Here is a 26136-nt window from a genome sequence, read left to right as displayed (position 1 = left end):
ACTGATATTCTCAAATGCTATCTCATGTTCATGGATCTATATATTCTTCGGCACGGTAAAGCCGGAACGTCTTTTTCAGGAAAACCTGATGCGGATCGCCATCTTACCCGGCAGGGCCGGGATGAAATACAGCAGGAAGCATACTGGATGCTCCGGAACCGGTGCCGCTTTGACCTGATCGCTACAAGCCCCCTGGAACGTGCTGTTGAAACCGCGGAGATCGTTGCCGGCGTCCACCGTCACTCCGGGAGACCCGCCATCTGGAAGGAACTTTCACCGGGTATGGACTTCTCCGACCTGATGGCCCGGATAGCATCCTGCACCGGCCTCTCATCTCTCCTCATCGTCGGCCACGAACCCTCGCTTTCAGAGTGCATCGGAAGAATTATCACCAGGGGAGGTGGTGCGGATATCCAGCTGAAAAAAGGGGGCCTGGCCCGGATCAGGCAGTTTTCCCCCTCCCCGGTCTCAGGCTCACTGTCATGGCTCCTTTCTCCACGCCATATGCGCTAAGGACCTGCAATTACGGGTCAGGAAATCTCAGGAGAGGCCTGCTCGAGCACTACAAAACGGCACAGGTTGCTTCCCATCGCATAGCAATGGGTCTCGATGGCAGTCATCCTGTTCGAGTAAAACGATGAGAAGAATGATGTGAGGATCCCTGACTCGAACGCACAGGCAGGTTTTCCCGAGATAGGAAGGTCGATGCACTCAAAGCAGTCGGTGATGCAAAGCGTAAGGGGATCGGTGCGTTCCAGTTCAACATCCCCGAGACAATTTTCTTTCCATATCCGGGCGATATTCTGTACCACCGTCTCGATCTCCGGTGCATCGATGCAGGGATAAAGGGCTTTTCCCGCCCTGAGGCCTGCCAGCTTCAGTACCGGGTCTATCATGATTCCCTGGTTCAGGAGCGTGAGGCGGATGGTGGAGAGGAGGAACCTGAACATCGCTCCCGGGTCGCCGTTGCAGGAGAATGAACCGGGTATATACATATCGAGATCGAACACCCCTCTCCACGAGGAATCCGCCCCGGCAAGGTACAGGGCATTTAAAAAGAAAATCTTCTTTCGTCCATCAGTGGGATCAGATTTCGCACCCACGATTCCCGATTCTGCCAGGTCTTTGAGATGGATCGAGACTGTCGACTTCGCCCGCTTCGATCCCTCCACCAGGTCCTCGAATGCCATGTCCTGCCGGGCCAGCATGTCGAGTATCCTGATCTTGACAGGGCTATCGATAGCACGGATACCCAGGTCGGAGGCATAGAGGCCGATGTATGACAGGTTATCCGTATCCTCAAAGCGAGAGTCCGGCAGGGACGGCTCTTTCACGTACTATTCTTGGTAATCAAAATCTATATATACATTTGGTTCGCATACAATAGATTGTTCGTATACCATAGAACTTATATACGATGCGCGGGTGCGGCTTGCTTCCTCCCAACACAAACCCTGCCTTTCAGCATCGCCCGTGCCAGCAGGTGAAAACGAAATGACCAAGACAGTTACGGATGTTCTCTGTCCCTTCTGCGGGACTCTTTGCGACGACCTTGAGGTAGTGGTCACGGACGACGGCAAGACCATCGTGGACGTGTACAACGCCTGTGCGATCGGGGCGGAGAAGTTCATGCACGCCCAGGCCAAGGACCGGGTGAAGCGTCCGCGGATGCAACAGGCGGACGGCACCTACAAGGAAGTCTCGTATGATGAGGCCGTAGAGTATACGGCGCAGATGCTGGCCAACGCCAGGAAGCCGCTGATGTATGGGTGGAGTTCAACGAGTTGCGAGGCTCAGAGCGTCGGGCACGAGATTGCCGAGAAGGTCGGTGCGATTGTAGACAACACGGCAACGGTGTGCCACGGCACGACATTGATTGCCGTCCAGGACGTTGGCATCCCGAGTTGCACGCTTGGGGAGATCAAGAACCGGGCCGACCGGATCCTGTTCTGGGGTTGCAACCCGGCTCACGCGCACCCTCGGCACCAGTCGCGCTACTCGATCTTTCCCCGTGGATTCTTCACCAACAAGGGTCACAAGAACCGGAAGGTGGTAGTAGTAGATCCACGGAGGACCGACACTGCCAAGATGGCCGACTACCACTTCCAGATCGAGCAGGGCCGGGACTACGAGTTACTCTCGGCGTTCCGGGTAGCGATTCGCGGTGAATGGCTACCGGACACCGTGGCCGGGATTCCCAAGGAGAGGATCTACGAGGCCGCCGAAATGCTCAAGAGCGGCCGGTTCGGGATCATCTTCTTCGGCATGGGTGTGACCCAGTCTCTCTCGAAGAACCATAACATCGACAACGCCATCATGCTGACCAAGGATCTCAACGACTACACCAAGTTCAGCATCATGGCCATGCGGGGCCACTACAACGTGACCGGCTCCGGCCAGGTCATGGGCTGGCAGTTCGGCTTCCCGTATGCTACCGACCTCTCCCGTGGGTTTGCGCGGTATAACCCCGGCGAGACCACGTCCAACGACCTGCTGGTCCGCGGCGAGGTCGATGCGGTGTTCGTGATCGGCAGCGACCCTGGCGCCCACTTCCCGATCAGCTCGGTGAAGAAGATCTCCCAGTTGCCTTCAGTCTGCGTCGACCCCCACATCACACCCACCAGCGAGGTCTCCAAACTCCACGTCCCGGTCGCCTTCGTGGGTGTTGAGGTCGGCGGCAACTGCTATCGCATGGACAACGTCCCGATCGATGCCCGCAAGGTTGTCGACCCGCCGGAAGGCATGCTCACCGACGAAGAGTTCCTGACCCGGGTCAACCAGCGTCTCGATCAGCTGATGGAGGTGGAGTAATGTCCGAGTATCTGATAAAGAACGGGTTTGTCTTTGACCCGGTGCAGGGGATCAGGGGGGACAAGGCGGACGTTGCGGTCAGGGACGGCACGATCGTGGACAACGTGTCGTCCGGCGCAAAAGTGATCGATGCTGCCGGCAAGACGGTGATGGCCGGTGCCGTGGAGATCCACGCCCACATTGCCGGGCCCAAGGTGAACGAGGGGCGGAACTACCGGCCCGAGGACAAGTTGTTCACCTACAGGCCGAAGGGGAAGGGGAGCCGGATGGCCGGCGGGTTCTCGATCCCGACCACCTTCAAGACCGGGTATGAGTATGCCCGGATGGGGTATACCACGGCCATGGAAGCGGCGATGCCCCCCTCTTTGCCCGGCACGTGCACGAAGAGATCCGTGACACGCCCATCATCGACGAGGGGGCTTACCCGGTGTTCGGGAACAACTGGTTCGTGATGGAGTATCTCAAGAACGGCGAGATCGAGAACACCGCCGCGTATATCGCCTGGCTGCTCAGGGCGTCCAAGGGCTACGCGATCAAGGTGGTCAACCCCGGCGGCACGGAAGCATGGAGCTGGGGGCTGAACTGCCTGACCGTGAACGACCCGGTGCCCTACTTCGACATCACGCCGGCCGAGATCATGACCGGCCTGATGCAGGCCAACGAGTACCTGGGCCTGCCTCACTCCATGCACGTGCACCAGAACAGCCTGGGCAACCCCGGCAACTATACCGTGACTCTCGACTCCCTGAAACTGGCCGAGAAGATCAGGCCCAACAACAAGTTCGGGCGGGACACGGTACTGCACTCCACCCACCTGCAGTTCCACTCCTACGGCGGGGACAACTGGGGCAACTTCGAGTCCAAGTCAAAGGAGGTGATGGACTACGTCAACAAGCAGAAGAACATCACCATCGATACCGGTTGTGTGACCCTCGATGAGACCACCACCATGACCGCAGACGGGCCGTTCGAGCACCACCTGACCGAACTCAACCACCTCAAGTGGGCCAACATCGATGTCGAACTCGAGACCGGGTCCGGCGTGGTGCCCTACGTGTACAGCCCGGACATCAAGGTCTGCGAGATCCAGTGGGCCATCGGGCTCGAGATCGCTCTCATGACCAGGGACCACATGCGGACGTTCATCACCACCGACCACCCTAACGCCGGGCCATTCACCCGCTACCCCCGGATTATCAAGTGGCTGATGAGTGCCGAGGCCAGGAAAGAGAGGATCGAATCGTTCAAGCATGGCGCAAAGATGGTCGATGCTACCTACATCGCCGGTATGGACAGGGAACTCTCGCTCTACGAACTCGCCCAGATGACCCGGGCCGGGCCGGCAAAGGCGCTCGGGCTCGCGAACATCTACGGCGGGCTCGCACCAGGTATGGACGCCGATGTCGCGGTCTACAACTTCAACCCCGAGAGATCATACAAGCCCGATGAGATCGAGAAGGCGTTCTCCGCAGCGGCGTTCGTAATGAAGGCCGGAACACCGGTGGTCATCGATGGCGAGATCGTCTCAAACGGCAACAAGCGGACGCTCTGGGTCGACGCAAAGACCAGCGAGAACCCCCAGGTCATGCGAGATATCCGTGACAAGTTCCTCAAGTACTACAGCGTGAACATGAACAACTATGACGTGGCCGGCCACTTCCTGACCAACCCCAGGGTCATCGAGGTCGATGCCGCCCGGTGAGGTACAGCCTGCAGATCACCAGCACAATCTAGGTGAGAATCATGACAGAATTAACCAGGATCAAGAAAGAAGGAACCGTTGAACAACTCCCGTCCTCTGCGAAAGCCGTATTCTCCCTGCTCGAGGACGGCAAACCGAGGACCCTGAACGAGATGGTGGGGAGCGTTTCTTTCTCACCACGTACCATCAGGAACGCCCTGAACCGCCTGAAGGAGTGCGGTCTCATCGTGGCCAAGTTCAACTTCAGGGACGCACGAAAACCCCTCTACCAGCTGAAGAGTACCTGAGGCTGGAAAAAACCGGCGGGGCTGCCAACCCCCCCCCATTCCTCCCAGTTCGTGAGGGGCTCTCTGAAAAAGATGGCATGTGCGATTTGCGAAAATATCTCCGGCCCGGAAAATGATATACCGGATTTAATCACGGCATCCCCTTTGAAAGCGCCCGCAGGCAGGCCGGATCTGCCTGGTCTGCGCCACCAAAGTCCCGGTTTGGCCCTCGCACTGGAGGGATGCCGGGCCAAATCTTTATCTTCTTTTTTCGGAGTACTCTTCGATAGCCTGCTATCAGTGGGGCTGGAGAATGGTGATGAAGCACCAGTATTTTGGAGATACCCGGGATCTCTTCAAATACGATCTCATCACCAGGCTCGTTCTTGATATACCGGATCTCTCCCGTCTCATCATCATCCCCATGCTCACCGCGGATGATGGTTCACCTGGTGGAGGAAGAACGATGTTCCGGGAGTCCCATGCTGGATATCTGAATAAAGTGTTGACAAGCTTTCTTGCTGCCAATCGTGGCTCCCGGGATATAACCAGGATTGTTCAATATTTTAGGGATTGTGGCATCTGCATGGATATGTTCGGGCCGCCGTTTTTATCACACGGCAGGGAAGGCTATTTTTCTTCCGCGGCAACGTTCTGCAGGGGAGTGCAGGGGGCACTGATCTTTATCGATCCCGATAACGGGCTCGAGGTGAAACGGTCGGGGGAGAAGCACCTGCTCTTCTCCGAACTTCTGGCGGTCTGCACTGCGGCAGCCGCTCCCTCCCTCACCGTGGTATACCAGCATTTCCCCAGGGTCTGCAGGGAGGTGTACGTCCAGGAGCGCCTGGTACAACTCCGGGAGCGCTGCAGACAGACAATCCTGGCAGTGGCTGACAACCAGGTGGTCTTCTTCCTTCTTCCATCAGGAGATATTGAGGATAAGGTTGCTTCGGTTCTTCTCCGCTATGCAGGGGAGTATCGGGTACTCCGGAGCTGGACAAAAACCTTTTTTAGATATCGACGTTCAGGAAGATCCTCACCAGGATGCCGATGCCAAACGATATCGCAGCTATGCCAAGGCTGATGGCCGCCATCTCGATGAACCGGCGCCAGAAAGGAAGGTCCTGGGCAACAGCCGTATAGAATGTGAATAATACGATGATGGCGATGGCTGCTGCCAGGGTTATGGCATATGCCTCCATTGCCCCGGTCATCACGAGGAAGGGGAGGATGAGGATGATGACCGTTGCAATGTAGGCGCTGCCGGTATAGAGAGCGGCGGTAACCGGGTTGTTTCCGGATCTTTCCGACTTCTGGGAGAGGTATTCCGAAGCCCCCATGGAGAGTGCGGCGGCAATCCCCATTATCAGCCCGGCGGCAGCAACGATCCGCGTCTCCTGAAGGGCAAGGGTGAATCCCGCCAGGCTTCCGGTGAACTCGACCAGGGCATCGTTGATGCCGAGCACCACGGAGCCGACATACTTGAGACTCTTTTCATCGAGCATCCCGATAATGGCCATCTCATGCTCCTCCTCCTGGGAGAGCACCCCTTCTGCTTCGGGAATAACCCGGGCAATTTCCCGGTAGGTATCTATGGCCTTGTTCTCCCGCTTCTCCATCAGCTTAACCCCGAACGTGAGACCAAAGAATCTTGCTATGAATGAATAGAACAGGACGCGGATCCATTGCGGGGCGGGGTCTTTCCCGGTATAGCGTTTGAGAATTTTGTAGTGGGAAAGCTCCTCACCTGCCATTTTGAGGAGGACATCGCGGTTATGGTCATCCTTCTGTAGGCCTGCAAGGCGCCGGTAGATATGGTATTCGGTGATCTCCCCCTGCTGGAGTTCCAGGAGCCAGGCCACGAGTTCCGGGCTGATATTCCGGCCTTCCACCTCTTGCGATGGCATGTGCGGAAGAGTAGCCCCTGGAACTCATTTAATCTTTCCACACTTAAGAGGGGATCTTCCATTCCGGATTGAGGAGGATATCGTTCGGGAGTCCGGCAAGAGCGACTGCGGCAAGCGCCCCCGTTACTCCTCTCCCGCCGTAGAGATCGGTACTGAAACGCTTCGCAACAGATCCCGCTTCACCGGCATCGATCCGGCCCTCCCTTGCCTTTATCCCGTATGCACGAAATTCGGGATCGATCCGGAACCCCTGTTTCACGGCAACCCCCCATTCCGGTGAGAGTGCTTCATCCTCAACGAAGAGAATTGCCCTCTCCGATACCTTGTCGACACGATGGGGAGGGATTGCAAGCTCGATGAATGAACAGGAATTTCCTGCGGTCTTTTCAGGGATCTCGGGATTGAGCATGGCAACATGGTGATCGATGGGAATGACCCCCTTGATCCCTCCCAGAAACTGGAGGAGGGCAAGGGAGAGAGCGAATGTTGCTCCTCCTTCAATGCTGTCGGTATCGTCAATGCCGATGATCAGGTGGGTGAGGGCCCGGGTCCTGATTGCCCCTTCCACCACCCCTCCGCTCCGCCTGACCTGGACATCACAGACACCGTCAGCCCGCGACATCATATCGGTCAAGGAAAACGCCGGACCCCCGATGCAACGGATATGCTGGATGATGTCATCCCCGTTCCGTTCAACCCCGACCACCCCCACGGCCGGAAACGGGTGAAGCCCGATAGTGATCTCACACTTCCCCATGCGTGCGCTCTCCATCAGCAGGGTTCCTTCACGTCGGATTTCCTGAACAACATCCCCGGCGAGTGCGTGATGGTACTCGCAATATGCTGCGCATGCACTGCTCAGACACTCATGGTAAATCCGGACCTGATCTCCATCCACGGTGGTGAAGATTTTCTGACACGTGCTCTGGGGGAGTGCTGACAGCGATGCGTACCTGGCCGGGGACCTGCCCTGTTTCTTTTCCCGCTGGATCACACAGCCTTCATCGACCAGGCGCATGATCCAGTCCTGGGCGGTGCTCCGCGGGACCCCTGCCGCGTTCTGGATATCAGTGACCGTGAAGTATCCATGTTCAAGCGTGAACGACCGCATCATCTGGAGAAACTCTCTTCTCCGCTTAATGACCCCGGGCATGCATCTCCCTGATAAAGAGCACGTCCCCGATGATGGCACTCGCGGTTTCCCGGGACCCGGCCCCCTTCCCGATAAGGGTTATCTCTCCTGCCATATCCGTCTCGAGGGTGATCGCATTGAGGCTCCCGTCAACCACGAGAGGATGATTTTTGGGAAGAACCCGGGGTGCCACCTTGAGGATACCCCGGTCAGGGACCGCTTCGGCAATGAGGCGGATGGTGCAGTGCTGATCTTCTGCAAGGCGGAGGGCGTCCGTGGTCAGCATGTCAATACCGGTTATCTCGACATCCTCGAGCTTTACGTTCCGCTTCCAGATGGTGTTGGAGAGGATGACCAGCTTGATGGCCGCATCGGTGCCTTTCACATCGTAGGTCGGATCTGCCTCGGCATATCCCATCTCACGCGCTTCAAGGAGGGCCTGGTCGTAGGTTAGGTTTTCTGCTGCCATCCTGGTGAGGATGAAGTTGCAGGTTCCGTTCAGGATACCGTGGACGGCGAGCACCCGGTTCCCGGCCAGGCCATGCTGCAGGGTGTGCATGATCGGGATTGCCCCACCTACGGTGGCCTCGTACCTGAACGCAACTCCGTGTTCGTGGGCCATGCCCTGGAGTGCGGCATAGTGGAGTGCGACAGGACCCTTATTCGAAGTCACCACGTGTTTCCCTCGTGCGATTGCCTTTTTTATGAACCCGGTGGCAGGCTCCCCGGTTCGGGCATCGGTCGGGGTAACTTCAATCAGCACGTCGTAGTCTGCCCGCTCAACGATATCGGTCGCAGAAAGGGACTTATCACCACAGAATCCCCGTTCCCGCTTGGCTGCAAGGACTTCTTCGATATGGATCCCGTCCTTGTCCACGAGAGCGCTCTTTGAATCGGCAAGCCCGGTGACGGTGAGACCCAGGTCCTTTTCATCGATCAGTTCAAGGATCCCACGACCAACGGATCCCATCCCGAGGATTGCCATCCTCATCCGGTTTCCTCCAGAGGTTCGATGATGAGGAGCTGCTTTTCTTTGGCGATACCCCGCAGGATCCCGAGGGCCTGCTCCATATCCTCCTTGTTCACCGACCGGATGACCAGGCGTGCTGACGATGGCTCGCTGATGGCAGGCATCACCATGGTAAGTTCGGTTACTTCTGCGTATCCCGTGCAGTCAATCCTGTCAACAGTATCCCCGAGATCAGTATGCATGATATGCCCGATCATGATGACGGTCTGCTTGTAGAGGAGCCGTTCTTCACCGATCCGGACCACATTCACCCCCTGCCCCTTGATCAGGGAGAGGAGTTCCCCGAGCCTCTGCTCCTGCAGCTCGAGCACGATCTGAACCGCAAGGACATCCCCATTGGTCTTTTCATCACGCTGGTGGATGACAGCAATAATGTTTCCACCGACTTCTGATATCGGTTTCAAGGCCGCGACCAGCTGGCCCGGGGTGTCCTTCATCTCCAGTTTCATGGATACCTGCAAAAGAAACCACCTGTAGTTATATGCGAACCAGGGAATGATAAGCCCTTGTACCCGGAGATGCTCCGGGTTTCCTGGTACGGCCGTTTCTTCCCCCTGGGCCAGGCCCGGTCCGGCCAGCCACGAGAAGGGCCGGGACGATCTCCCGTGGGCGACCCGGGTCTTGAATAGCCGCCATCACATCGCCATCCAGTTTTTTTGGTGGGGAGGTTATGGCCCCTTCATGGCCCCCTTACCGCGGGATTGTTCATCGTCTCCGATGCTGCCGGGGTATCTCGTCTTCGCTTGGGCTGTTCTTCATGTACCCTTCCGGAAGCGTCTCTGCACCTGCGGTCATTTCTTCCCGGGCCACTGGTTTCTCCCGCCCTCTCACGGGATCCGTATACGACAGGGTCCTGAACCGGGAGCAGAAGTACCTGAAGGACCGGTTCTTCTCCTTCGCGGTTGTGACGGAGAAATGGGCAAGAACCTCGATCATGAAAGCAATCCGCGATGTATAAAACGATGGGATCATCCTGTTGAAAACCTCCTTGGTGATATGGTTTGTCGTCTTGTACGGACGCAGCGCAAGCCGTTTCTGGGATGCATCGTCGAGGCCGGCAAGGTACCAGCTCTCAATCTCCTGGATGATGACCACTATCCGGTCATCGGAAAGGACACAGAACCGGGATTTGAGAACCGCTTTCTTGGCTTTCACGGTCCGTTCCTGATCGATATCCCCGCACAGGATGAAATCATGGTCCATTTCAGTGATGCTCCGGACAAAGCGGCAGACCTTGACACTCTTCATGCAGGCATAGGTGATGATCTCTACTGATGCGTAATCGCTTTTGAGGAGTGGCACGATGACCTGTGCGAAGAAACGCTGGTCATCGCCTCCTTCAACAAAGATAAAAAGCCGGTGTGGGGTCATTCCATCCCAAGGAGGTTCTGGATGAAGAGATCCTCGATCCCGATCTCATGTTCAAGAAAAGTGCGAATCTCCTTCTTTGTCCCGGGGCGGATGACCTGCGAGAAACCGCTGCGGTCCCTTGATATCAGGAGGATGTCTTCCAGATCGGCATGCTTGACCATCTCGGGGTTGTGGGTGGTGACAATGATCTGCTTGGTCCGTGCCGCATCCTTCAGCATCTCGACGAGCTGAGAGATAAGGAATGGGTGGATGTTTCGCTCCGGCTCCTCGATGACCGTGACCGGCCGTTTCTCGAAATACAGGGCAATGATCAAGGCAAGGATATTGATGGTGCCGTCAGATATCATCGATGCCGGGATGTACTTACCGCTGCTGTAGGTCTCCTTCAGTTTCAGAAACAGGGACATGTCCATGAACTTTTCGATGGCAACCTCCTCGATGAACGGCAACATCTCGCGGATCAGGCGCAGGAACTCGGTTTTCTTGTGCGGGTCTTCAAGGATGTTCTTAATCACGATGGCAAGGTTGCCGCCGTCTTTCTCAAGCTCGGTCTTTCCGACGATAGGGACCGCCCGCTTCAGGAGGAGCGGGTCGAAGTCAAAGACTTTCATCCCACGAAATAGCCACTCGAGCGGGGGGATGCCCGGGACCGCGATGGGGAGATTCATGATCAGCCAGCGGGACGGGATCTCATGTTTCTGGAAATATTGTGGGAAGAGCTCCTGGTCGCGGAGTTCGATGGTGTCCGGCGGAACAATCGCGTAGGCAACCGAGTGATCGGCTTTGGCCAGCGTGATCCTCCCCATCCCGAGCTCGCACCGCTCATGGGTCCCCGGGCGGGAAAAGGTTCCGGTTATCACCAGCAGGTCGCGGGAAATTTCATAATTATCACCGCTATCCGAGAACGAGAGCGAGAATTCGTACAGGATTTCGTATGGCTCAAAATAGATAGGGAGACCCTCTTTCACAGCGATGACATCCCGCCTTTTCTCTTCGAGCAAGTACAGGATTCTGAAAGAGAACGGCATCGCTGGTCCGATCGTGGTATTCCTGAGATACTCCACTCCACCCTGGAGTGAAATTGCGTTATTCAGGCCATACTTTGCGATATCCCTGATGAATTTAAAGATCTGGATGAGGTTCGATTTTCCCGATGCGTTCGACCCGATGATGATGTTGAAGCAATCAGGCTCGATCCTTATCTCTCTGAAGCTCTTGAAATTTACCACCGAGATCTCCCTTATGGGCATGCATGAGCATTCTTTGGCAATGAACAAAAGATCTTCGATGCGGCAGGAGCTGTGGTGCCGATCGAAAGCCTGTTTTAGGAAAGGTTCTGTACAGGTTACCGGGATCGGGGATGGAGGGGAACCCTGTAATCGAAGCCGAAAACCTTACCAAGCTTTTTGGCGCCCTCGTCGCCGTTGATGGTATCAGTTTCTCGGTCTTTGCAGGCGATGTGTTCGGTTTTCTCGGGCCAAACGGAGCAGGAAAAACCACCACCATGAAGATGATCCAGTGCGTTTCGCCGAGGACTGCCGGCACTCTTACCGTCCTTGGAATGGACCCGGCAACCCATCCCCGGACTATCAAGGCAGAGCTCGGTGTCCTGCCCCAGGAATCGAACCTCGATACGGATTTCACCTGCTTGGAAAACCTCATCGCGTATGCCCACTACTTCGATATCCCTGGTGTCGAGGCCGAAAAACGTGCCAGGGAACTCCTCTCCTTTGTCCAGCTCACCGAGAAACGCGATGTCCAGATCGACAAACTCTCCGGGGGTATGAAACGGCGTCTCCTCCTCGCCCGCGCTCTCATCAACCACCCAAAGGTCCTCGTCCTCGACGAGCCCACCATCGGTCTCGACCCTCAGGGCCGCCACCTCATCTGGGAGAAGCTCAAGGCCCTCCAGGCTGCGGGAAACACCATCGTGCTCACCACCCACTACCTCGAAGAGGCGGAACGGCTCTGTAACCGCCTGGTGATTATGGACGGCGGAAAAATCCTCGTGGAGGGGAGCCCCGGTGAACTGATCTCGCGGTACGTGGGAAGCGACATCGTTGAGGCCGATCATACCCCCGAGGTTATCTCCTGTCTCGAGGAACTGGGAGAAACGTTCGATATACACGGGGACATTGTCCAGGTCTTTACCAGCCAGCCCCGCGAGGTGGCAAAACGGCTCTTTGAGACGTGCAGTCCCGGCCGGGTCTTTGTTCGCAGAGGTTCTCTTGAGGATGTCTTTCTCAAGCTCACCGGGAGGGTGCTTCGTGACTAACCGGCGGGGGCCTTCCCCGGAGAACACCTACATCTTTCCCCGACTCTCACGGTCCTGCCTCAAGGTATGGCGGCGGAACTGGGATGTCTTTTTCAAGACCTACCAGGTGAACTTCCTGCCGCCGTTAATCGAGCCCTTGCTCTACCTCCTGGCCATCGGTTTCGGCCTTGGGATTTTTATCGGTGAGATTGACGGTATCCCGTACGTGAAGTTCATCGCGCCGGCCCTCCTTTCCATCTCCATGATGAACACGGCATTCTTCGAATGCACCTATTCCTCGTTTGTCAGGATGTACTACCAAAAAACGTTCGATGCCATGGTGGCAACCCCCCTTTCCATCGACGATGTGATTTCCGGAGAACTCATCTGGGGGGCTACACGAAGCCTCATCTACTCTTCGGGAATGCTCCTCGTCCTCACGTTGTTTGGAGTGGTCAACCTCCCTTCATCGCTCCTGGTTATACCCTTTTCATTCCTGGCCGGCCTCCTCTTCGCCAGCATCGCGATGTGCTTTACAGCGATCACCCCGAGCATCGATGCTCTCAACTACCCTTCCTTCCTCTTTATCACCCCGATGTTCCTCTTTTCAGGCACATTCTTCCCGCTCTCCATTCTTCCCGCGCTGGTCCAGCTGCTGGCCATCGCCTTCCTCCCGCTCACCCAGCTGGTAATTGTAACTCGTTCGCTCACCCTGGCCGACCTATCTCCACTTGTACCCTACAGCCTTGCGTGGATTGGAATCGTGACCCTGGTCTTTTTTATCCTCTCCACCTGGCTGATGCGGAGACGGCTGGTGGTCTGAAGGCCGGGACCTGTATAGTACGACATCGCGATCCAAAGGCAAGGCAGACCTGGACACGAGGTTTCCTCACGACCGCTTACACCTGGGCCAAGACCAACGTGCTCAACGTGAAACCTGGCGCCACCCTTCGTTTCGTCTCCGGACTGATGAGAGAAAGATATCGGGTGCATTGTGATCACAAAAAAACCATAAACCAGTGGGTATCGTGACCGATCGCGATATTGCGCCCCAAGGGAGTTGGCCGACGGGGATCCCGAATCGCCCCTTATCGAGAGCATCATGACCAGAGATACAGTCACCACCAGGAAAGACACCGGCATTTTTTGAGGCCATTGAAACCGGCAGGTGCCTATCGCCAATGCCACGGGACGGCGACTTTGCCCTCCTGACTGATCCGGCTACCCGCCAGGGAGCTGGGAGACATCGCCAGGATCGCCGGGAAGGAGAGCCCGGGATTTGGCAATCGTGCCCCTTTTTCCCTGACGGGCGATTCAGACGAAAACATTAATGGAGTGGTATCTGAAAGCTCTTGAGAGGCACCTTTCCGCTGCCGCCCCCCCATGATCACCACCATGACGGATCCGCATCCTTCTCCCCATGTAGAGTTATCCCGGTCCCTGATCCTCGTGATGGTGACGATCGGAACCTTCCTAAACCCCTTCACCGGTTCCAGCATCAACCTCGCCCTTCCCATTATCGGGGAAGAGTTTGGCGTCAATGCCGTCACCCTCTCCTGGGTCCCTACCGCCTACCTCCTCTCCACCGCAATTTTTCTCCTGCCGGCAGGCATGCTGGGGGATATTGCGGGAAGGGGCCGGGTGTTTGGGTGGGGTACCCTGCTCTACACGGTCGCATCGGCGATCACTATCGTCGCCCCGTCAGCTCCCGCCCTTCTTGCGTTCCGGTTTCTCCAGGGTATTGGCAGTGCAATGCTCTTTGGCAATGCGGTCGCCATCATCGCCGAGCTCTATCCTCCAGGAGAGCGGGGACGGGCATTCGGGATCAACGTGACATCCGTGTATGCCGGACTTATGCTCGGCCCGTTCATCGGAGGCCTCCTGACACAGTTCTTCGGGTGGCGGAGTATCTTTTTTGTTACAGTCATGCTGGGCGGTACAGTCCTCCTCAATGTGTCCCGGTTTCCGCCGGTGCTGAACGAACCCCGGCGGGATGTCTTTGACTGGCAGGGTGCGTCCCTTTCCGCCCTGGTCCTGATCCTCTTCTCGGCAGGGATTTCCAGGGTTCCTGAACCGGCATCTGTCGCCCTGATCGGCGCATCAGCAATTGCCATGGTCATCTTTCTCGCGGTGGAAGAGCGTCGGCCCCATCCGCTCTTCCCCATCGTGCTCCTGCGGGAGAATCGCGTTTTCTCCCGCTCGAATCTCGCCGCTTTCATCAACTACAGCGCCACTTTTGCCGTGACATTCCTGATGAGCCTCTACCTCCAGGTGGTCAGGGGCATGTCTCCGGCTGCTGCAGGATCGATCCTGCTCATCCAGCCCTTCTTCCAGATGATCTGTTCGCCGGTTGCAGGAAGGCTCTCGGACCGGACCGATCCTTCCCTTCTCGCCACTTCGGGGATGGTGCTCACGTCCTCAGGCCTCCTGGCTCTCTCCTTTGTAGGAGAGATGACATCAACAGGGTTCATTATTCTCATTTTGGCCGGCATCGGAACAGGTCTTGGGCTCTTCTCCGCCCCCAATATGACAGTAATCATGGGAAGTGTGGAACGATACCACTATACCCTCGCATCATCGATGGTTGCAACCATGCGGAACTCTGGTATGATGGTGAGCATGGCTGTCGTGATGGTCGCTTTTTCCCTCCTTATCGGGGACTCGCCCCTCACTCCCGGCAATTCAGGGGCATTCCTGGCAAGCATGCAGCTGGTCTTCCTTGTTTTCTTCATGATTACCCTGATCGGGGCATTCATTTCCCGGGACCGACAAACCACTTCCGCGAGGGTAAAAAGGAGTTGAACAGGACCTGTGATGCGGGTATTTCAGCACCAGGCGGAAGCCAACCGGAAATCTTTCGGTCTACCCGGGGAGCAAAGAAACCATGATCATCGCTGAATGGAGCCTGATCCCCATCGGCACAAGTACAACGTCCGTCAGCCGTTACGTGAAGGATGCGGTCAAGGAACTGGAAAAGCAGGAGGGCATCCGTGTCAAACCGGAAGCAATGGGGACTCTCATAGAGGCAGAAAGCCTTGCGGAGTTATTCACCGCAATTGAAAGAGCACACAATTCCGTTTTCGAATCGGGAGTAAGAAGAATCGTTTCTGAGATACGGATAGATGACAGGCGGGATAAAGAAGCCACCATCGAGTCGAAAGCAAAGGCCCTGGATAAATAATGTTGTTTCCCGACTCTTTGCCCCCGGATTCCCGGTCAGGTCGTTTCAGGCGTTCCATCCAGGGGGCCCTGCCTGGTGATTAAGCCATTTCCCTGGTTTTTTCCGGCACGGGGCATGCTTTTTTTATGCACGTCTCCTTCTCTCCCGTGTGAAACGCGGTTTTCCGGATCATGAAGGATATTGTTTTCCCTTGAAAGATCCCCATACTACGGTAACCTTCTGAAACACCGTTCATGACTCCCTGGGTTCTCGTTGGAATCGTTGCTGCGCTCCTCACCATGTTTGGGTTCGTCCCCCAGATGGTGAAGATGTACCGGACGAGATCGGTGGCCGATGTCAGCCTGGCAACGCTCTGCCAGTTTACGGCAGGTGTATCGCTCTGGGCCTTCTACGGGTTCTTCATCGGGGACAGCATCATCATCATGGCCAATATCGTCAGCCTCGTAACGCTCCTTGTTTCGGTGGGAATCTACCTCAAATACCGGTGGGAAAGACCTGTTATGGCGGTGACTGCTGCTGATGGCATGGAGGGACGGTGATGACTTCTCTTTCCGGGGAGGAACTCCTCCGGGCCCTCGCGTCCCGGGCCGGGACCGCCCCGAGCCCTCTCAATACCCAGCCATGGCTGGTCCGTTTCCACGGCCCTGCACGGATCGAGCTTTTTACCGACCCGGCCCGGGTCCTTCCGGCACTTGACCCGGACTTCCGCCAGGTTATCATAGCGCAGGGAGCCTTCATCGAAAACCTGGACATCGCCGCCGGTGCCCTGGGTTTTTCAACCGATATCACCTTCTTTCCCGCAGGATGGCCCGGAACCGGCCTGGATCTCTCCGCCCCGGTGGCCCGGATCGACCTTGACAGAAGTCCTGGGAAGGAAAGTGATCCACTTGCCGCGGCACTTCCCCTTCGCCAGACCAACAGGAGGCCGTATGAACACTCTCCAATCAGCACCGCGATGCTCACCCGCCTCGCGGAATCCTACGACCAGTTCGCGATCCCTCTGGGGATGATAACCGATACCGGCTCACTACCGGTGCTGGCTGGTTTTGTAGAACAGGCAACCGCTCTTGCCCTCGACGATAAACGGCGGTTCCGGGAAATCCGGTCGTTCCTGGATATCCCCGGCACTACGTACCGCCAGGACGGATACGGGCTTTCCCACCTGGGCCTCGGCTCCCTCTCACAAGCGGGATTCCGGTTAAAATGCGCTTTTCTTTCCGGCGAAAGGAAAGAGCTCCTGTTAAAGGAAACCCTGATCAGGCTTTCCCGCCTGCAGGCGTCATCCGCTGCGGGGTTTGGCTGGATTACCACAACCGGGAACCTCCGGGTCGAGCAACTGAACGCGGGGAGGGCTTTTGAGCGGGTAGCGCTCACGGCGCAATCGATCGGGCTCTCTCTCCAGCCTATGACGCAGCTGCTTGCCGATTATCCCGGCATGAAGGATCTCAATTCCGCGTTGCACGAGTTCCTCGGTATTCCCGCGAGCCGGACCATCCAGGTGTTCTTCCGGATGGGATACGCCCGCCCGGCCCCGCATGCTCCCCGCCGTCCGGTCAATGCCTTCACGCGGGGCTCATGTTCTACAGGAGCAGGCCCTGGAGAATAAGGGCAGCACAGAAGATGACAAGCCCGCATGCTGCAACCGGAAGGGTATAACCGGTGATCATCTCCCGATACCCATCGCCGGTGGCATGTTTCACAATCCAGAAGAACGGGTCGGTCACGTAGCTGAAGACGAAGGTCCCGGCAATAACCATCAGGACCAGGGCGATGGGGTGCAGGGCTGCCGCCACAGCCGTCCCGCGGAGGACTTCGGCGGAAATCACGGCTGTTACCACCCGCGAGCCCTGGGCGGTCTGGAGGAGCGCTGCTAAAATGAATGGTGCCGCGAGAAGGGGGGCAATCATGGATATTTCCCCCAGTACAGCCCCGGCAAACCCCGACTCGAGGATGACGGCGGCCAGCGCCCCGGCACCGCAGATGTCAAAGATGATGAGCCCGGCATGTTTCGCTCCCCGGTGGAGCCCGGATACCCGGACAGGTGGGGGGGCAAGGATCAGGGCGGTCACCGCGCCGGCAAGCATGATCACCTGTATGAGGGAGCCGGTGGAGAGGCCGAGTGCTGCTCCAAGTGGAATGGCGAGGATTATGGCAGCGAAGGGAGCCCAGGCCCGGTAGTGGAATGACGAAGATCCCTCCCCAGGCGGTTCAGCCCCGCCACGGGGCGCGGCCTCTCCGGGCAGTGCACTGGCTGCACCCGGTCTGAACACGATGATCCCGGCAAGCAGGATCAGGGAAAGGGTGACTGCTACCACTTCATAGATGAAGGGGGATTGCCCTGCCATGAGCGATTTGATGAGCGGGATGGTGACCGGTGTCGGGTAGACAAGCCCGAACGAGATGAGGCTCCCGATGGCCGCCAGTGCCAGCCATGCCCGGCGCGACTCGCCACTTCCGAGGCTCCCGACAATCGGTTCAAGGATAATGAATGCCGTGATGCTGCAGGCTACCGGGAGTGCCAGCAGGTATCCGGAAAATCCGGAGATAGCTGCCGGGGTTTTCAACCAGTTCCTGAGGTCTGACACAATCTCTGCAACCTGCCCCTGTTCTTCGAGTATCTTCGCGATCACTGCTCCTGAAAAGATGATGATGGCGAAGAGCCCGAACACCTGCCCGATACCCGCTGTCATGACCGCCACGATCCGATCCGGTGGAAGGCCGGTGAGGATGCCATAGAAGAGGGCCCCGCCTACCAGCGTGAAGAACGGGGAAATCCGGAACCGGATACCGACAACAGAGATGGCAACGAGGGTCAGGCCGAATGCAGGGAGGGGATCCATGATATAGATCATGATCAGTTCGCCGGCGATAAAAAAGAGCCTTACGACATCGCGTGTAATCATTCCGGAAATACGCTTATCATGCACCGGGTCGACCCAATCGGTATGGAGGATCCCGGGGAAGTCCTCGAACAACGGGAGGTGAGGGGTCGTGAAGGATCCTACACCATGGTCCTGACCCGCCGCGACCTCTCCGCCCTTTACCCGGGAATGCGCCTGTACACGCTCCGGCTCCTCCTCGGTGACCGGACCCTCGCCCTCTTCCGGACCAATACCTACGAATATTCTCCAACGGATCCCCTCGATGCCGAATCGGTTGCCCGCAGGGAGGCAGACAAGTGGGAAGACCTGCTCTCCCGCGATCCGGAGGCGTTTTTTGCTGTCCACCTTGAGCAGGTGAGAGAGCCGATTGACTCCCGGAAAAACGATGTGCTCATCATCCAGGGGAGCCCGCGGGCAGATGGCAACTGCAGCATCATGGCAGGCTGGGTTGCTGCCGCGGCAGAGGAGGCGGGAAGCTCTGTGGAAGTGGTATTCCCCCACGATCTCTGGATAAGGGGCTGCACCGGGTGCTACCAGTGCTACAATACCGGTTTTTGCACTTTTCACGATGACATGGAAGGGATCATCGCCTCCCTCCGCCACGCCCGTCTCCTCGTGATCTGCACGCCGGTATATACCAGCACGGTCCCTGGAGAGCTGAAGCTCATGATAGACCGGTTCCAGGCCTTCCATGCCGAGATGTTCCTGGCAGGCAGGTTTGTCCAGAGAACGGGTTTGGTGTGTGCAGTTGCCGGGCGGACCGGGAAAGATAATTTCACCTGCGTCACCCGCGTGATCCATGATTTCATGAAAAACCTGCATATCACCCCGAGAGCCCCTGTCCTGGCCGACGGGATCGACCGCCTGCGGGATGTCCGGAAGGTGCCGGGGCTGGAAGGGCAGATCCGTGCAGCGGTCGCTGAAGAACTCGTGGGTGGAGGCTCCAGACGGCATGGCTGCTGAACCGCTCACCGGACTGCTCGTCATCGGCATACTCATCGGACTGAATGCCTTCTTCTCCCTGGCACACTCGGTGTTCATCGCTTCAAAACGGATGCGGCTGGAGCTGCTCGCCGGTAAAGGAAATCAGGGAGCGGCAACCGCCCTCGAGCTCCTTGACGACCCGAATATGTTCCTTTCCACTATCCAGGTTGCAACCACCTTTATCTGGATTCTTACCGGGGCATACAGCGGGATTGCCCTGGGAGGTTACCTCGCTCCCTCCATCGGAGCGGTTCCTGCGCTGGCGCCGTATGCAACCGTCATCAGTGTTGCCTTAGTTATCGTCGCGACAACCTTCCTCTCCCTGCTATTCGGGGAGCTGGTTCCGAAGAGAATCGGTCTTGACAATCCCGAGTATATCGCATCGCGGGTGGCCCGTCCTCTCCGGGCGATATCGGTTGCTGTACTGCCGTTTGTCCGGATACTTACCGCTACCACCGAGGGGATCCTAAAGGCGTCTGGGAGGAAGAGACCTGAGCCGGCAGGGATCTCTGAAGAAGAGATATGGCAGATACTGTCCGAAGGGGCCAGGGCAGGGGTAATCGAGAAAGAGGAGGAGGCCATGGTCAATGCCATCTTCCGGCTCGGTGACCGGAAGGTCCTGTCCCTGATGACACCCCGGCCGGATATCATCGGCATCGATCTCGATTTACCGGTGAATTCATCGATAAAGACCATCCTTTCCAGCAATCACTCGTTCCTTCCCGTGTACCGGGGCGAGCTTGATACGCTTTCCGGGGTCATATGGGTCAGGGATCTCTGGGCCCAGATGATAGAAGGAGGAAGCGCTGATATAGCCCTGATCCTGAGGGAACCGATATTCATAGCCGAGACAGCCCCGGCCCTGCAGCTGATGGAGCTCCTCAAGACCTCGCCGACTCCCATAGCGCTTGCAATCGATGAATTTGGGGTGATAACCGGGATAATCACCGTGCACGATATCATGAAAGCGATCATAGGTGACATCGGAATTTCGGGGATTTCTCATGACCGGGAGCTGATCAGGCGGGAGAACGGATCGTTTCTCATCGACGGTCTATACCCCCTCGATGAGGTGAAGGACTTCATCGGCATATCCATGCTCCCCGGCGAACAGGAAGGGCTCTATCATACGCTCGCAGGATTCGTGATGACGGAGCTTGGGAGGATTCCTGATACCGGGGACGTAGTCGAATGGAATAATTACCGGTTCGAAGTGGTTGACATGGATGGGAACAGGGTTGATAAAATCCTGGTCACACCCCGTTCATCCGTCAAGCAGCCGGAGGCAGGGTCCACGGACGGTGTGTAACCGGCGGGTGCCTGGCAGGATGTACCATATCAAAAATGAGGGGCGATGTCCCTGACTGGAGAGGAAGCCCGCGTCCTGGAACAGGAGATCCTCGCCTGCACCCGTTGCCGGCTCGCTTCAGGACGGAAACATGCTGTTCCCGGGGAAGGACCGGCAACTTCCTGCATCCTCCTGGTTGGAGAAGCCCCGGGAGAGCAGGAGGATCGAACCGGGCGACCGTTTGCCGGCCGGGCCGGAACGGTCCTGGACAGTCTCCTGGCCTCAGCCGGTCTTTCCCGGAACGATCTGTTCATAACAAACGTCCTCAAGTGCCGCCCTCCGAAAAACCGTGATCCGAGAAAGGACGAGATAAAGGCATGTAAACCATACCTCGACCGGCAGATTGGCCTTGTGTGCCCGTCCGTTATCGTTCCCCTGGGCAGGTTTTCAGCTGCGGTTGTCATGGGGCAGTTTGGGATCCCTGGAAAAAAGATCAGCGAGATCCATGGCATGGCATTCCCGGTCGATGCTCCACACGGGCCGGTTACCATCTTTCCGGTCTATCATCCGGCAGCAGTCACCCATAATCCTGCCTTGCGGGAGCAGCTTGCAGCAGATTTCAGGCACCTCAAAGAGATCCTAACGGACAGTCCTCCGGAGTGAACCCCTGGCAGGACGGATGCTCTCAACCCACCCTGGTGCAGAGTTCAGGGAATGGGCAGGTGGGAAGACAATATGCCTCCCTCTCCTCGGCTTTTTACCGGGCAGGGCGGATCAGTTCCTCCACATCTGCTGCCTTCAGCATCCCGACCCCGATGGCCGCCATATCCCGGCAGTTCGACCGGTGTATCTCCTCGTTCTGGGCAGCTACGGCATCTTCAACGAGAAACGCCCGGTAATTTAGGGCAAGAGCGTCAAAGACCGTTGTCCTTATGCAGTTCGGGGTCTGGATACCTGCGACAAAAACCGTGTCGACCGAGAGGGTCCGGAGCATTAGGTCAAGCTCGGTCTGCATGAAGGCGCTCATCCTCGTCTTTTTGATGATGTATTCACCCGGCGCCGGTTCTAGCTCGCTGATTACCTGTGCACCCTTCGTTCCACTGACGGCAAAAGGCGTCTTCCTGAAAAGCTCTTTCCGAAATAACTCCACGTCGGACCCGTCGCTGCGATGGACGCGGAGGACATGGAATACCGGGAGGCGGTTGCGCCGGAAAATTTCGAGCACCTCCCGAACGTTGCCTATGGTGGCCTCTGCCTCCCTGACACGGAATGGAGCCCCTTCCCGTACAAAATCGTTCTGCATATCAATAATGAGCAGTGCGGACCTCGTCATCGTACAGCATGTGGATGCGGATCGGAAAAAAAGGGTGCGGTTGAAACCAGTCCTCAAAAACAGGTTGTTCAGGATCACGATTTGTGAAAAATGCGGGGGATGCTACCCCCACCCCACTCTTTTTCAGCTTTCTGACCGGATGAATAAGTATGGAGATCCACTATACTTTTATCGGAGTCATTCATTCTCCGTTTACCATGCAGAGGGACACTCCCATCCAGAGTGTCTATAGCTCTGCAGAAGGCACGATCGAGGTTTTCCCGGAATATGCCGATGGCCTCCAGGAGCTCGAGGGATTCTCCCACCTAATCCTCCTCTACCATTTCCATCACGAAGGGCCGATGCGGCTCCGGATTGCCCCCTATCTTGATCATGAAACCGAACGCGGGATTTTTTCGACCCGTCACCATGACCGTCCGAACAGGATAGGGCTTTCCATTGTCGAGCTACTCTCCATCTCCGGGACTACGATATCGGTACGCGGGATCGATGTCCTCGACGGCACACCCCTGCTTGATATCAAACCGTATGTGTTCCATTTTGACCACCGCGAAAATGTCCGCTCAGGCTGGATCGACCGCGCAGACCGTGAACGCCAGGTGCCATTTACACCAGAGCAGCTCACCCGGAAACATCCTCCCGGAAAGGACAGTGGGTGATGCTGTCCGCCAACAGTAGAAGGTATGCACCGGGAACCGATTCTCAATCCGGACGGCCGGGGTCATCCCTTCCCCCTCCAGGGCCCGGGGGAGAGGCCAGGCCCGGGTCGCCGGAATACCGCCACATCGGTAAAATACGTCGTGTCGCTCGCGACCCCTGCCGGCATAACCCATCTCCGGGCCTGTGCCCGGGCGGACCATGCCCGGGCGAAACCTCCCTGTAGCTCGGCGCCCTGAACCCCGCCCTCTCTTCATGACCCCGGTCCCCAGTACAACCCAGGACCCATTGCCCTTTCGTCCGGAACGATCGCCCGCGTTGATGGTCTCAGCCATTACGGTTACCGGGCCCGGAGTGTTCCGACGGACCACCGGTCATCGATATCAAACTCCATGGGCGGGACTTCGATTATATCGACGACTCCGGCGGGTGACCCCGGGGGGTCGCGTCTTTGGCCGTTCCGGCCGTGTTTCATTTCAGACAAAGCGGCGCGGATCGGTCTCTACGTCAACGACGACCGGCACGTTCAACCCCATCGCCTGTTCGATGGCTGTTTTCAGCTCATCCGGTCTCCCGACACGTATCCCTGCTCCTCCACAGGCTTCTGCATAGGCAGCGAAGTCAGGGTTCAGGAGCCCGGTTCCATAGTTGGGGTAGTGCTCCATCAGTTGTTCGACCTGTATCATGCCAAGCTGGTGGTTGTTCAGGACAACCACGGTCATCGGGAGCTCGTACTTGACGGCAGTTACGAGATCGGACATGGATTGGGAGAATCCCCCATCTCCGGTAATGCAGAATACCTGCTTTACCGGGTAAGCAAGTTTCGCAGCGATCGCCGCCGGGAACCCGAACCCCATGGTGGCAAGGTACCCGGACATGGCGAACCGCTGTCGTTTCATCCGGAAGTTACGCCCAAACCACCACTGGTTTTCGCCCACGTCAACGGTGATGACCGCATCCTCCGGTATCACTTCCGAGAGCACCTTCATGATGAAGGGTGGTCGGAGAGGGATTGCGGTCGCGTCAGCCTCCCGGTCGAGCTGCTCCAGCCACTCACGCTTCATCCCCGCGATCTCCTTGAGGACATGTTCGGGGTCCCGCTCCCTGACCAGGCCTGCCAGCCGGGGCACCGTGAGCGAGCAGTTCCCCCAGAGAGAAAGGGTTGCCGGACCCTTCCCAAGTTTCACCGGGTTGGTATCCACCTGCACGAGCAGTTTGTCGGTCGGGATATTGGTGAACTTCGAGAATCCCACGCCAAGGGTGATAAGGAGATCGGCATCGGTAACCGCCCTCCGCGCCTGCGGAGAGCCCGAATGGCCCAGGACCCCGATGACCCACTCGTTATCCTCCGGGACAAAACCTTTTGCCCGGTATGTGGTGAGGACGGGAGCGCTGATCCTCCGGGCGAGGTCAATGACGGCATCCCCATCTCCGTATGCTCCCCATCCGGCGATGATGACCGGCCGTTCGGCTGCATCGATCGCTGCTGCCGCCTTCAGGAGCTCGGGCTCTGCCGGGACGATGTGAGGGCTCTCGAGCAGGGTCTCTCTCCTGCAGAACAGGGATTCGAGGGGCTGTTTCTGGATATCGTTGGGGACAGAGAGCTGGGCCACGCCGTGGTGGAGAATGGCATACTTCAGGGCCCTGTTCACCAGCAGGCAGGTCATTTTTCGGTCATAGATGGTATTGTTATACACTGCAATGGGCCGGAAGAACGCGTCCTGGTCGATCTCCTGGATACCGTAGGGACCGGTGTACTGCGTCTCCACCTGGCCATTGATCGACAGTACTGCTGCTCCATCCTCCCGTGCGTCATAGAGCCCGGTGGTGAGGTTCGTTGCCCCGGGGCCTGCTATCGTCAGGCAGAGCGCAATCTTCCCGGTGAGCTTGTTGTAGGCTGATGCGGCCATGGCCGCGTTCGCCTCATGCCTGAAGACGATGTACCGCAACCCGGGGTTTTTGCGCACCGCGTCAACAAGGCCGAGCGATGAGGTCCCGGGAAGCCCGAAAACTAACGTTATTCCCCGGGCAGCGACTTCGGCCATGAGCACATCAGAGACCGTTGTCTCCGCCGCCTCGTGGGCAAGGTCAACCTCCCGCACCAGGAAAAATGCTTTTTTTTCCGCCCCGCAGACGGGGCAGCGCCAGTCACCGGGAAGCGAGGAGAATGGAGTGCCCGGAGGTGTGCCGGTCGCCGGCTCTCCCTGTTCTTCGTCGTATACATACCCACAAACCGAACATTTCCAGAGGACCGGACCCGCCGGGCCGGAAGCGGTTCCTTCCGGGACCTGGTAAAAAGCGCTCTTCTCTGCCCCGCAGACCGGGCAGCGCCAGTCACCGGGAAGCGAGGAGAATGGAGTGCCCGGAGGTGTGCCGGTCGCCGGCTCTCCCTTCTCTTCGTCGTATACATACCCACAAACCGAACATTTCCACTTAGCCATCGTTCACCAGCCCCTGCTCTCTCTGGTGAACAGGGATGACGTGATTATCCTATTAATAGTTGGGCTCCTGAAGCCGAAAGCCCCGGACCTGATCCTGTTCGGGCAACCCGGACCAGCGCGATCTCTTCTCTTTCAGCGCCGGGCAGCGGGGAAAATAGGTCTCGCCATAGATCCAGGGCATGTAATTACAGCACATATCCGGTTTGACAGTGTGAATAGAACAGGTATACTTCGTCTTGCCGATTCGTCGGAGAAATGGGCAGACCGGCAGGTAACCGCCGGTCTTTGGGTCACGCAGTTCCACGGTTACAATCTCTCCGAGATCTCCATTCTCAAGATCGGCACCATTGACCCGGACACCATTCTGGAGGAGAGCCGAGAAATAAACGAGGATATCCTTCCTGCCCTGCTCCATCCATGAGTAGAGGTTCATCGTTGTGGGCGAGATGCGATCCCCAAAGACCTTGCAGCAGAGCCCGCATTGCTGACACTTCCCTTGGCCAGGATCCTCCGTCCTTCATCACCCCTGCCGGTTCCCGATCAGGTATGGGCACCAGGGCATTTTAAGCTCTCGGGCTGGTATCCCGGGCTCAACCAGAGACAATCCGGGACAGCTTCTCCATGGCCCAACGGGCGGCTGGTTCACTGTTTTCCTCCACCGGGACGATGAATTCTGATTGCTCCGGGAGTGGCTTTCCACGCTCTATTCTCCGTGCCGGCGAGATTGTGTGCCACGTCCCCGGCCTGGAAGGGTCCGGGAGCGAGGGTATACGCCCTTTGTAGGGGGAGCTTGTTGGGCAGACAGGGCCCTGGTCATTGCAAGGATCAACAGCCCATCTGTCTTCCAGGTACTGACCATGATCTTTCCCGATCTCGGCTCAGCGGTGATACTCCTCT

The 26136-nt window shown here is 57.4% G+C and carries 24 protein-coding genes and 3 pseudogenes; 15 read left to right on the top strand and 12 right to left on the bottom strand.

Annotation, left to right across the window (positions count from 1 at the left end; all coding sequences use genetic code 11):
* Nucleotides 1-30 precede the first annotated feature (30 nt).
* Entirely contained in the window at nucleotides 31-513 is a 483-nt protein-coding gene (sixA, locus tag IPI71_04375) for a phosphohistidine phosphatase SixA (protein ID QQR71737.1), read from the top strand.
* 17 nt (nucleotides 514-530) lie between these two features.
* Here the strand turns inward: sixA and IPI71_04370 are convergent, their stop codons facing one another.
* Entirely contained in the window at nucleotides 531-1334 is an 804-nt protein-coding gene (locus IPI71_04370; GenBank protein QQR71736.1) for an ArsR family transcriptional regulator, read from the bottom strand.
* Between the two features lie 160 nt (nucleotides 1335-1494).
* On the opposite strand from IPI71_04370, the gene IPI71_04365 reads away from it, so the two are divergent.
* From IPI71_04365 to IPI71_04350, 4 genes and pseudogenes are all read left to right on the top strand, one after another.
* Entirely contained in the window at nucleotides 1495-2811 is a 1317-nt protein-coding gene (locus IPI71_04365) for a formylmethanofuran dehydrogenase subunit B (protein QQR71735.1), read from the top strand.
* Nucleotides 2811-4513 (top strand): annotated as a pseudogene (locus tag IPI71_04360) (formylmethanofuran dehydrogenase subunit A). Before IPI71_04365 ends, IPI71_04360 begins: the two are co-directional and overlap by 1 nt.
* A gap of 41 nt (nucleotides 4514-4554) precedes the next feature.
* Entirely contained in the window at nucleotides 4555-4800 is a 246-nt protein-coding gene (locus IPI71_04355; GenBank protein QQR71734.1) for a hypothetical protein, read from the top strand.
* Between the two features lie 298 nt (nucleotides 4801-5098).
* Nucleotides 5099-5863 (top strand): hypothetical protein, encoded by a 765-nt coding sequence (locus IPI71_04350; GenBank protein QQR71733.1) that lies wholly within the window; start codon nucleotides 5099-5101, stop codon nucleotides 5861-5863.
* Here IPI71_04350 and IPI71_04345 read toward each other — a convergent pair.
* The 6 genes from IPI71_04345 to IPI71_04320 form a co-directional block, all read right to left on the bottom strand.
* Entirely contained in the window at nucleotides 5790-6686 is an 897-nt protein-coding gene (locus tag IPI71_04345) for a VIT1/CCC1 transporter family protein (protein QQR71732.1), read from the bottom strand. The two genes, IPI71_04350 and IPI71_04345, sit on opposite strands and share 74 nt — an antisense overlap.
* 43 nt (nucleotides 6687-6729) lie before the next feature.
* Nucleotides 6730-7839 (bottom strand): sugar-specific transcriptional regulator TrmB, encoded by a 1110-nt coding sequence (locus IPI71_04340; GenBank protein ID QQR71731.1) that lies wholly within the window; start codon nucleotides 7837-7839, stop codon nucleotides 6730-6732.
* The gene (locus tag IPI71_04335) at nucleotides 7823-8809 is read right to left on the bottom strand and encodes a homoserine dehydrogenase (protein ID QQR71730.1); all 987 of its coding nucleotides are present in this window, start codon (nucleotides 8807-8809) and stop codon (nucleotides 7823-7825) included. Before IPI71_04335 ends, IPI71_04340 begins: the two co-directional genes overlap by 17 nt.
* A complete protein-coding gene (locus IPI71_04330; protein QQR71729.1) occupies nucleotides 8806-9297 on the bottom strand; it encodes an amino acid-binding protein in 492 nt (163 codons plus the stop codon). Before IPI71_04330 ends, IPI71_04335 begins: the two co-directional genes overlap by 4 nt.
* 256 nt (nucleotides 9298-9553) lie before the next feature.
* Nucleotides 9554-10219, bottom strand: coding sequence for a hypothetical protein (locus IPI71_04325; protein QQR71728.1), 666 nt, complete (start codon nucleotides 10217-10219; stop codon nucleotides 9554-9556).
* Nucleotides 10216-11469, bottom strand: coding sequence for an AAA family ATPase (locus tag IPI71_04320; protein QQR71727.1), 1254 nt, complete (start codon nucleotides 11467-11469; stop codon nucleotides 10216-10218). The genes IPI71_04325 and IPI71_04320 overlap by 4 nt, the downstream gene beginning before the upstream one ends.
* A 110-nt stretch (nucleotides 11470-11579) precedes the next feature.
* On the opposite strand from IPI71_04320, the gene IPI71_04315 reads away from it, so the two are divergent.
* The 6 genes from IPI71_04315 to IPI71_04290 all read left to right on the top strand — a co-directional run bounded on the left by IPI71_04315 (nucleotide 11580) and on the right by IPI71_04290 (nucleotide 17260).
* Complete coding sequence (locus IPI71_04315) at nucleotides 11580-12494, top strand: ATP-binding cassette domain-containing protein (protein QQR71726.1); 915 nt, start codon at nucleotides 11580-11582, stop codon at nucleotides 12492-12494.
* The gene (locus tag IPI71_04310; protein QQR71725.1) at nucleotides 12454-13296 is read left to right on the top strand and encodes an ABC transporter permease; all 843 of its coding nucleotides are present in this window, start codon (nucleotides 12454-12456) and stop codon (nucleotides 13294-13296) included. The genes IPI71_04315 and IPI71_04310 overlap by 41 nt, the downstream gene beginning before the upstream one ends.
* Before the next feature lie 572 nt (nucleotides 13297-13868).
* Nucleotides 13869-15275 carry an MFS transporter gene (locus IPI71_04305; protein ID QQR71724.1) on the top strand — a complete coding sequence of 469 codons (1407 nt, stop codon included), beginning with the start codon at nucleotides 13869-13871 and terminating at the stop codon, nucleotides 15273-15275.
* Between the two features lie 82 nt (nucleotides 15276-15357).
* On the top strand, nucleotides 15358-15654 hold the full coding sequence (locus tag IPI71_04300) for an MTH1187 family thiamine-binding protein (protein QQR71723.1): 297 nt from the start codon (nucleotides 15358-15360) through the stop codon (nucleotides 15652-15654).
* A gap of 233 nt (nucleotides 15655-15887) precedes the next feature.
* A complete protein-coding gene (locus tag IPI71_04295; protein ID QQR71722.1) occupies nucleotides 15888-16193 on the top strand; it encodes a hypothetical protein in 306 nt (101 codons plus the stop codon).
* Nucleotides 16190-17260, top strand: coding sequence for a nitroreductase family protein (locus tag IPI71_04290; protein ID QQR71721.1), 1071 nt, complete (start codon nucleotides 16190-16192; stop codon nucleotides 17258-17260). Before IPI71_04295 ends, IPI71_04290 begins: the two co-directional genes overlap by 4 nt.
* Here the strand turns inward: IPI71_04290 and IPI71_04285 are convergent.
* Nucleotides 17235-18557 carry a GntP family permease gene (locus IPI71_04285; GenBank protein ID QQR71720.1) on the bottom strand — a complete coding sequence of 441 codons (1323 nt, stop codon included), beginning with the start codon at nucleotides 18555-18557 and terminating at the stop codon, nucleotides 17235-17237. The genes IPI71_04290 and IPI71_04285 overlap by 26 nt on opposite strands.
* Before the next feature lie 42 nt (nucleotides 18558-18599).
* Between IPI71_04285 and IPI71_04280 the strand changes: the two genes are divergently transcribed.
* The 3 genes from IPI71_04280 to IPI71_04270 are packed head-to-tail and all read left to right on the top strand — an operon-like array spanning nucleotide 18600 to nucleotide 21471.
* Nucleotides 18600-19499 carry a flavodoxin family protein gene (locus tag IPI71_04280; GenBank protein ID QQR71719.1) on the top strand — a complete coding sequence of 300 codons (900 nt, stop codon included), beginning with the start codon at nucleotides 18600-18602 and terminating at the stop codon, nucleotides 19497-19499.
* Nucleotides 19489-20829, top strand: a complete 1341-nt coding sequence (locus IPI71_04275; protein ID QQR71718.1) for an HlyC/CorC family transporter — start codon at nucleotides 19489-19491, stop codon at nucleotides 20827-20829. Before IPI71_04280 ends, IPI71_04275 begins: the two co-directional genes overlap by 11 nt.
* Before the next feature lie 45 nt (nucleotides 20830-20874).
* The gene (locus IPI71_04270) at nucleotides 20875-21471 is read left to right on the top strand and encodes a uracil-DNA glycosylase (GenBank protein ID QQR71717.1); all 597 of its coding nucleotides are present in this window, start codon (nucleotides 20875-20877) and stop codon (nucleotides 21469-21471) included.
* 94 nt (nucleotides 21472-21565) lie between these two features.
* On the opposite strand, the gene IPI71_04265 is transcribed toward IPI71_04270, so the two are convergent.
* Nucleotides 21566-22141: a cysteine hydrolase gene (locus tag IPI71_04265; GenBank protein ID QQR71716.1), complete on the bottom strand. Its 576-nt coding sequence runs from the start codon at nucleotides 22139-22141 to the stop codon at nucleotides 21566-21568.
* A 149-nt stretch (nucleotides 22142-22290) separates the two neighbouring features.
* Between IPI71_04265 and tsaA the strand changes: the two genes are divergently transcribed.
* Nucleotides 22291-22800 carry a tRNA (N6-threonylcarbamoyladenosine(37)-N6)-methyltransferase TrmO gene (gene tsaA / locus IPI71_04260; protein ID QQR71715.1) on the top strand — a complete coding sequence of 170 codons (510 nt, stop codon included), beginning with the start codon at nucleotides 22291-22293 and terminating at the stop codon, nucleotides 22798-22800.
* Between the two features lie 474 nt (nucleotides 22801-23274).
* Here tsaA and IPI71_04255 read toward each other — a convergent pair.
* The 3 genes and pseudogenes from IPI71_04255 to IPI71_04245 form a co-directional block, all read right to left on the bottom strand.
* A pseudogene (locus IPI71_04255) lies at nucleotides 23275-25044 on the bottom strand (rubredoxin).
* A gap of 48 nt (nucleotides 25045-25092) precedes the next feature.
* Nucleotides 25093-25239, bottom strand: a pseudogene (locus IPI71_04250) (rubredoxin).
* A gap of 52 nt (nucleotides 25240-25291) precedes the next feature.
* Nucleotides 25292-25687 carry a YkgJ family cysteine cluster protein gene (locus IPI71_04245; protein ID QQR71938.1) on the bottom strand — a complete coding sequence of 132 codons (396 nt, stop codon included), beginning with the start codon at nucleotides 25685-25687 and terminating at the stop codon, nucleotides 25292-25294.
* Nucleotides 25688-26136: the final 449 nt, after the last annotated feature.

The sequence above is a fragment of the Methanolinea sp. genome (genome assembly GCA_016699325.1).
Lineage (GTDB): Archaea > Halobacteriota > Methanomicrobia > Methanomicrobiales > Methanospirillaceae > UBA9949.
The sequence above is the reverse complement of the archived record's forward strand: the minus strand, read 5'-3'. Positions and strand labels throughout refer to the sequence as shown.

Bases quoted from the DNA above. Each gene is read 5' to 3' on its own strand.
- IPI71_04355 (QQR71734.1), top strand. From the start codon at position 4,555: ATGACAGAATTAACCAGGATCAAGAAAGAAGGAACCGTTGAACAACTC.
- IPI71_04300 (QQR71723.1), top strand. From the start codon at position 15,358: ATGATCATCGCTGAATGGAGCCTGATCCCCATCGGCACAAGTACAACG.
- IPI71_04280 (QQR71719.1), top strand. From the start codon at position 18,600: ATGGAGGATCCCGGGGAAGTCCTCGAACAACGGGAGGTGAGGGGTCGT.
- IPI71_04265 (QQR71716.1), bottom strand. From the start codon at position 22,141: ATGACGAGGTCCGCACTGCTCATTATTGATATGCAGAACGATTTTGTA.
- IPI71_04330 (QQR71729.1), bottom strand. From the start codon at position 9,297: ATGAAACTGGAGATGAAGGACACCCCGGGCCAGCTGGTCGCGGCCTTG.
- IPI71_04345 (QQR71732.1), bottom strand. From the start codon at position 6,686: ATGCCATCGCAAGAGGTGGAAGGCCGGAATATCAGCCCGGAACTCGTG.
- IPI71_04305 (QQR71724.1), top strand. From the start codon at position 13,869: ATGACGGATCCGCATCCTTCTCCCCATGTAGAGTTATCCCGGTCCCTG.
- IPI71_04295 (QQR71722.1), top strand. From the start codon at position 15,888: ATGACTCCCTGGGTTCTCGTTGGAATCGTTGCTGCGCTCCTCACCATG.
- IPI71_04310 (QQR71725.1), top strand. From the start codon at position 12,454: ATGTCTTTCTCAAGCTCACCGGGAGGGTGCTTCGTGACTAACCGGCGG.
- tsaA (QQR71715.1), top strand. From the start codon at position 22,291: ATGGAGATCCACTATACTTTTATCGGAGTCATTCATTCTCCGTTTACC.
- IPI71_04275 (QQR71718.1), top strand. From the start codon at position 19,489: ATGGCTGCTGAACCGCTCACCGGACTGCTCGTCATCGGCATACTCATC.
- IPI71_04335 (QQR71730.1), bottom strand. From the start codon at position 8,809: ATGAGGATGGCAATCCTCGGGATGGGATCCGTTGGTCGTGGGATCCTT.
- IPI71_04340 (QQR71731.1), bottom strand. From the start codon at position 7,839: ATGCCCGGGGTCATTAAGCGGAGAAGAGAGTTTCTCCAGATGATGCGG.
- IPI71_04365 (QQR71735.1), top strand. From the start codon at position 1,495: ATGACCAAGACAGTTACGGATGTTCTCTGTCCCTTCTGCGGGACTCTT.
- sixA (QQR71737.1), top strand. From the start codon at position 31: ATGGATCTATATATTCTTCGGCACGGTAAAGCCGGAACGTCTTTTTCA.
- IPI71_04315 (QQR71726.1), top strand. From the start codon at position 11,580: ATGGAGGGGAACCCTGTAATCGAAGCCGAAAACCTTACCAAGCTTTTT.
- IPI71_04320 (QQR71727.1), bottom strand. From the start codon at position 11,469: ATGCCCATAAGGGAGATCTCGGTGGTAAATTTCAAGAGCTTCAGAGAG.
- IPI71_04325 (QQR71728.1), bottom strand. From the start codon at position 10,219: ATGACCCCACACCGGCTTTTTATCTTTGTTGAAGGAGGCGATGACCAG.
- IPI71_04285 (QQR71720.1), bottom strand. From the start codon at position 18,557: ATGATTACACGCGATGTCGTAAGGCTCTTTTTTATCGCCGGCGAACTG.
- IPI71_04350 (QQR71733.1), top strand. From the start codon at position 5,099: ATGAAGCACCAGTATTTTGGAGATACCCGGGATCTCTTCAAATACGAT.
- IPI71_04270 (QQR71717.1), top strand. From the start codon at position 20,875: ATGTCCCTGACTGGAGAGGAAGCCCGCGTCCTGGAACAGGAGATCCTC.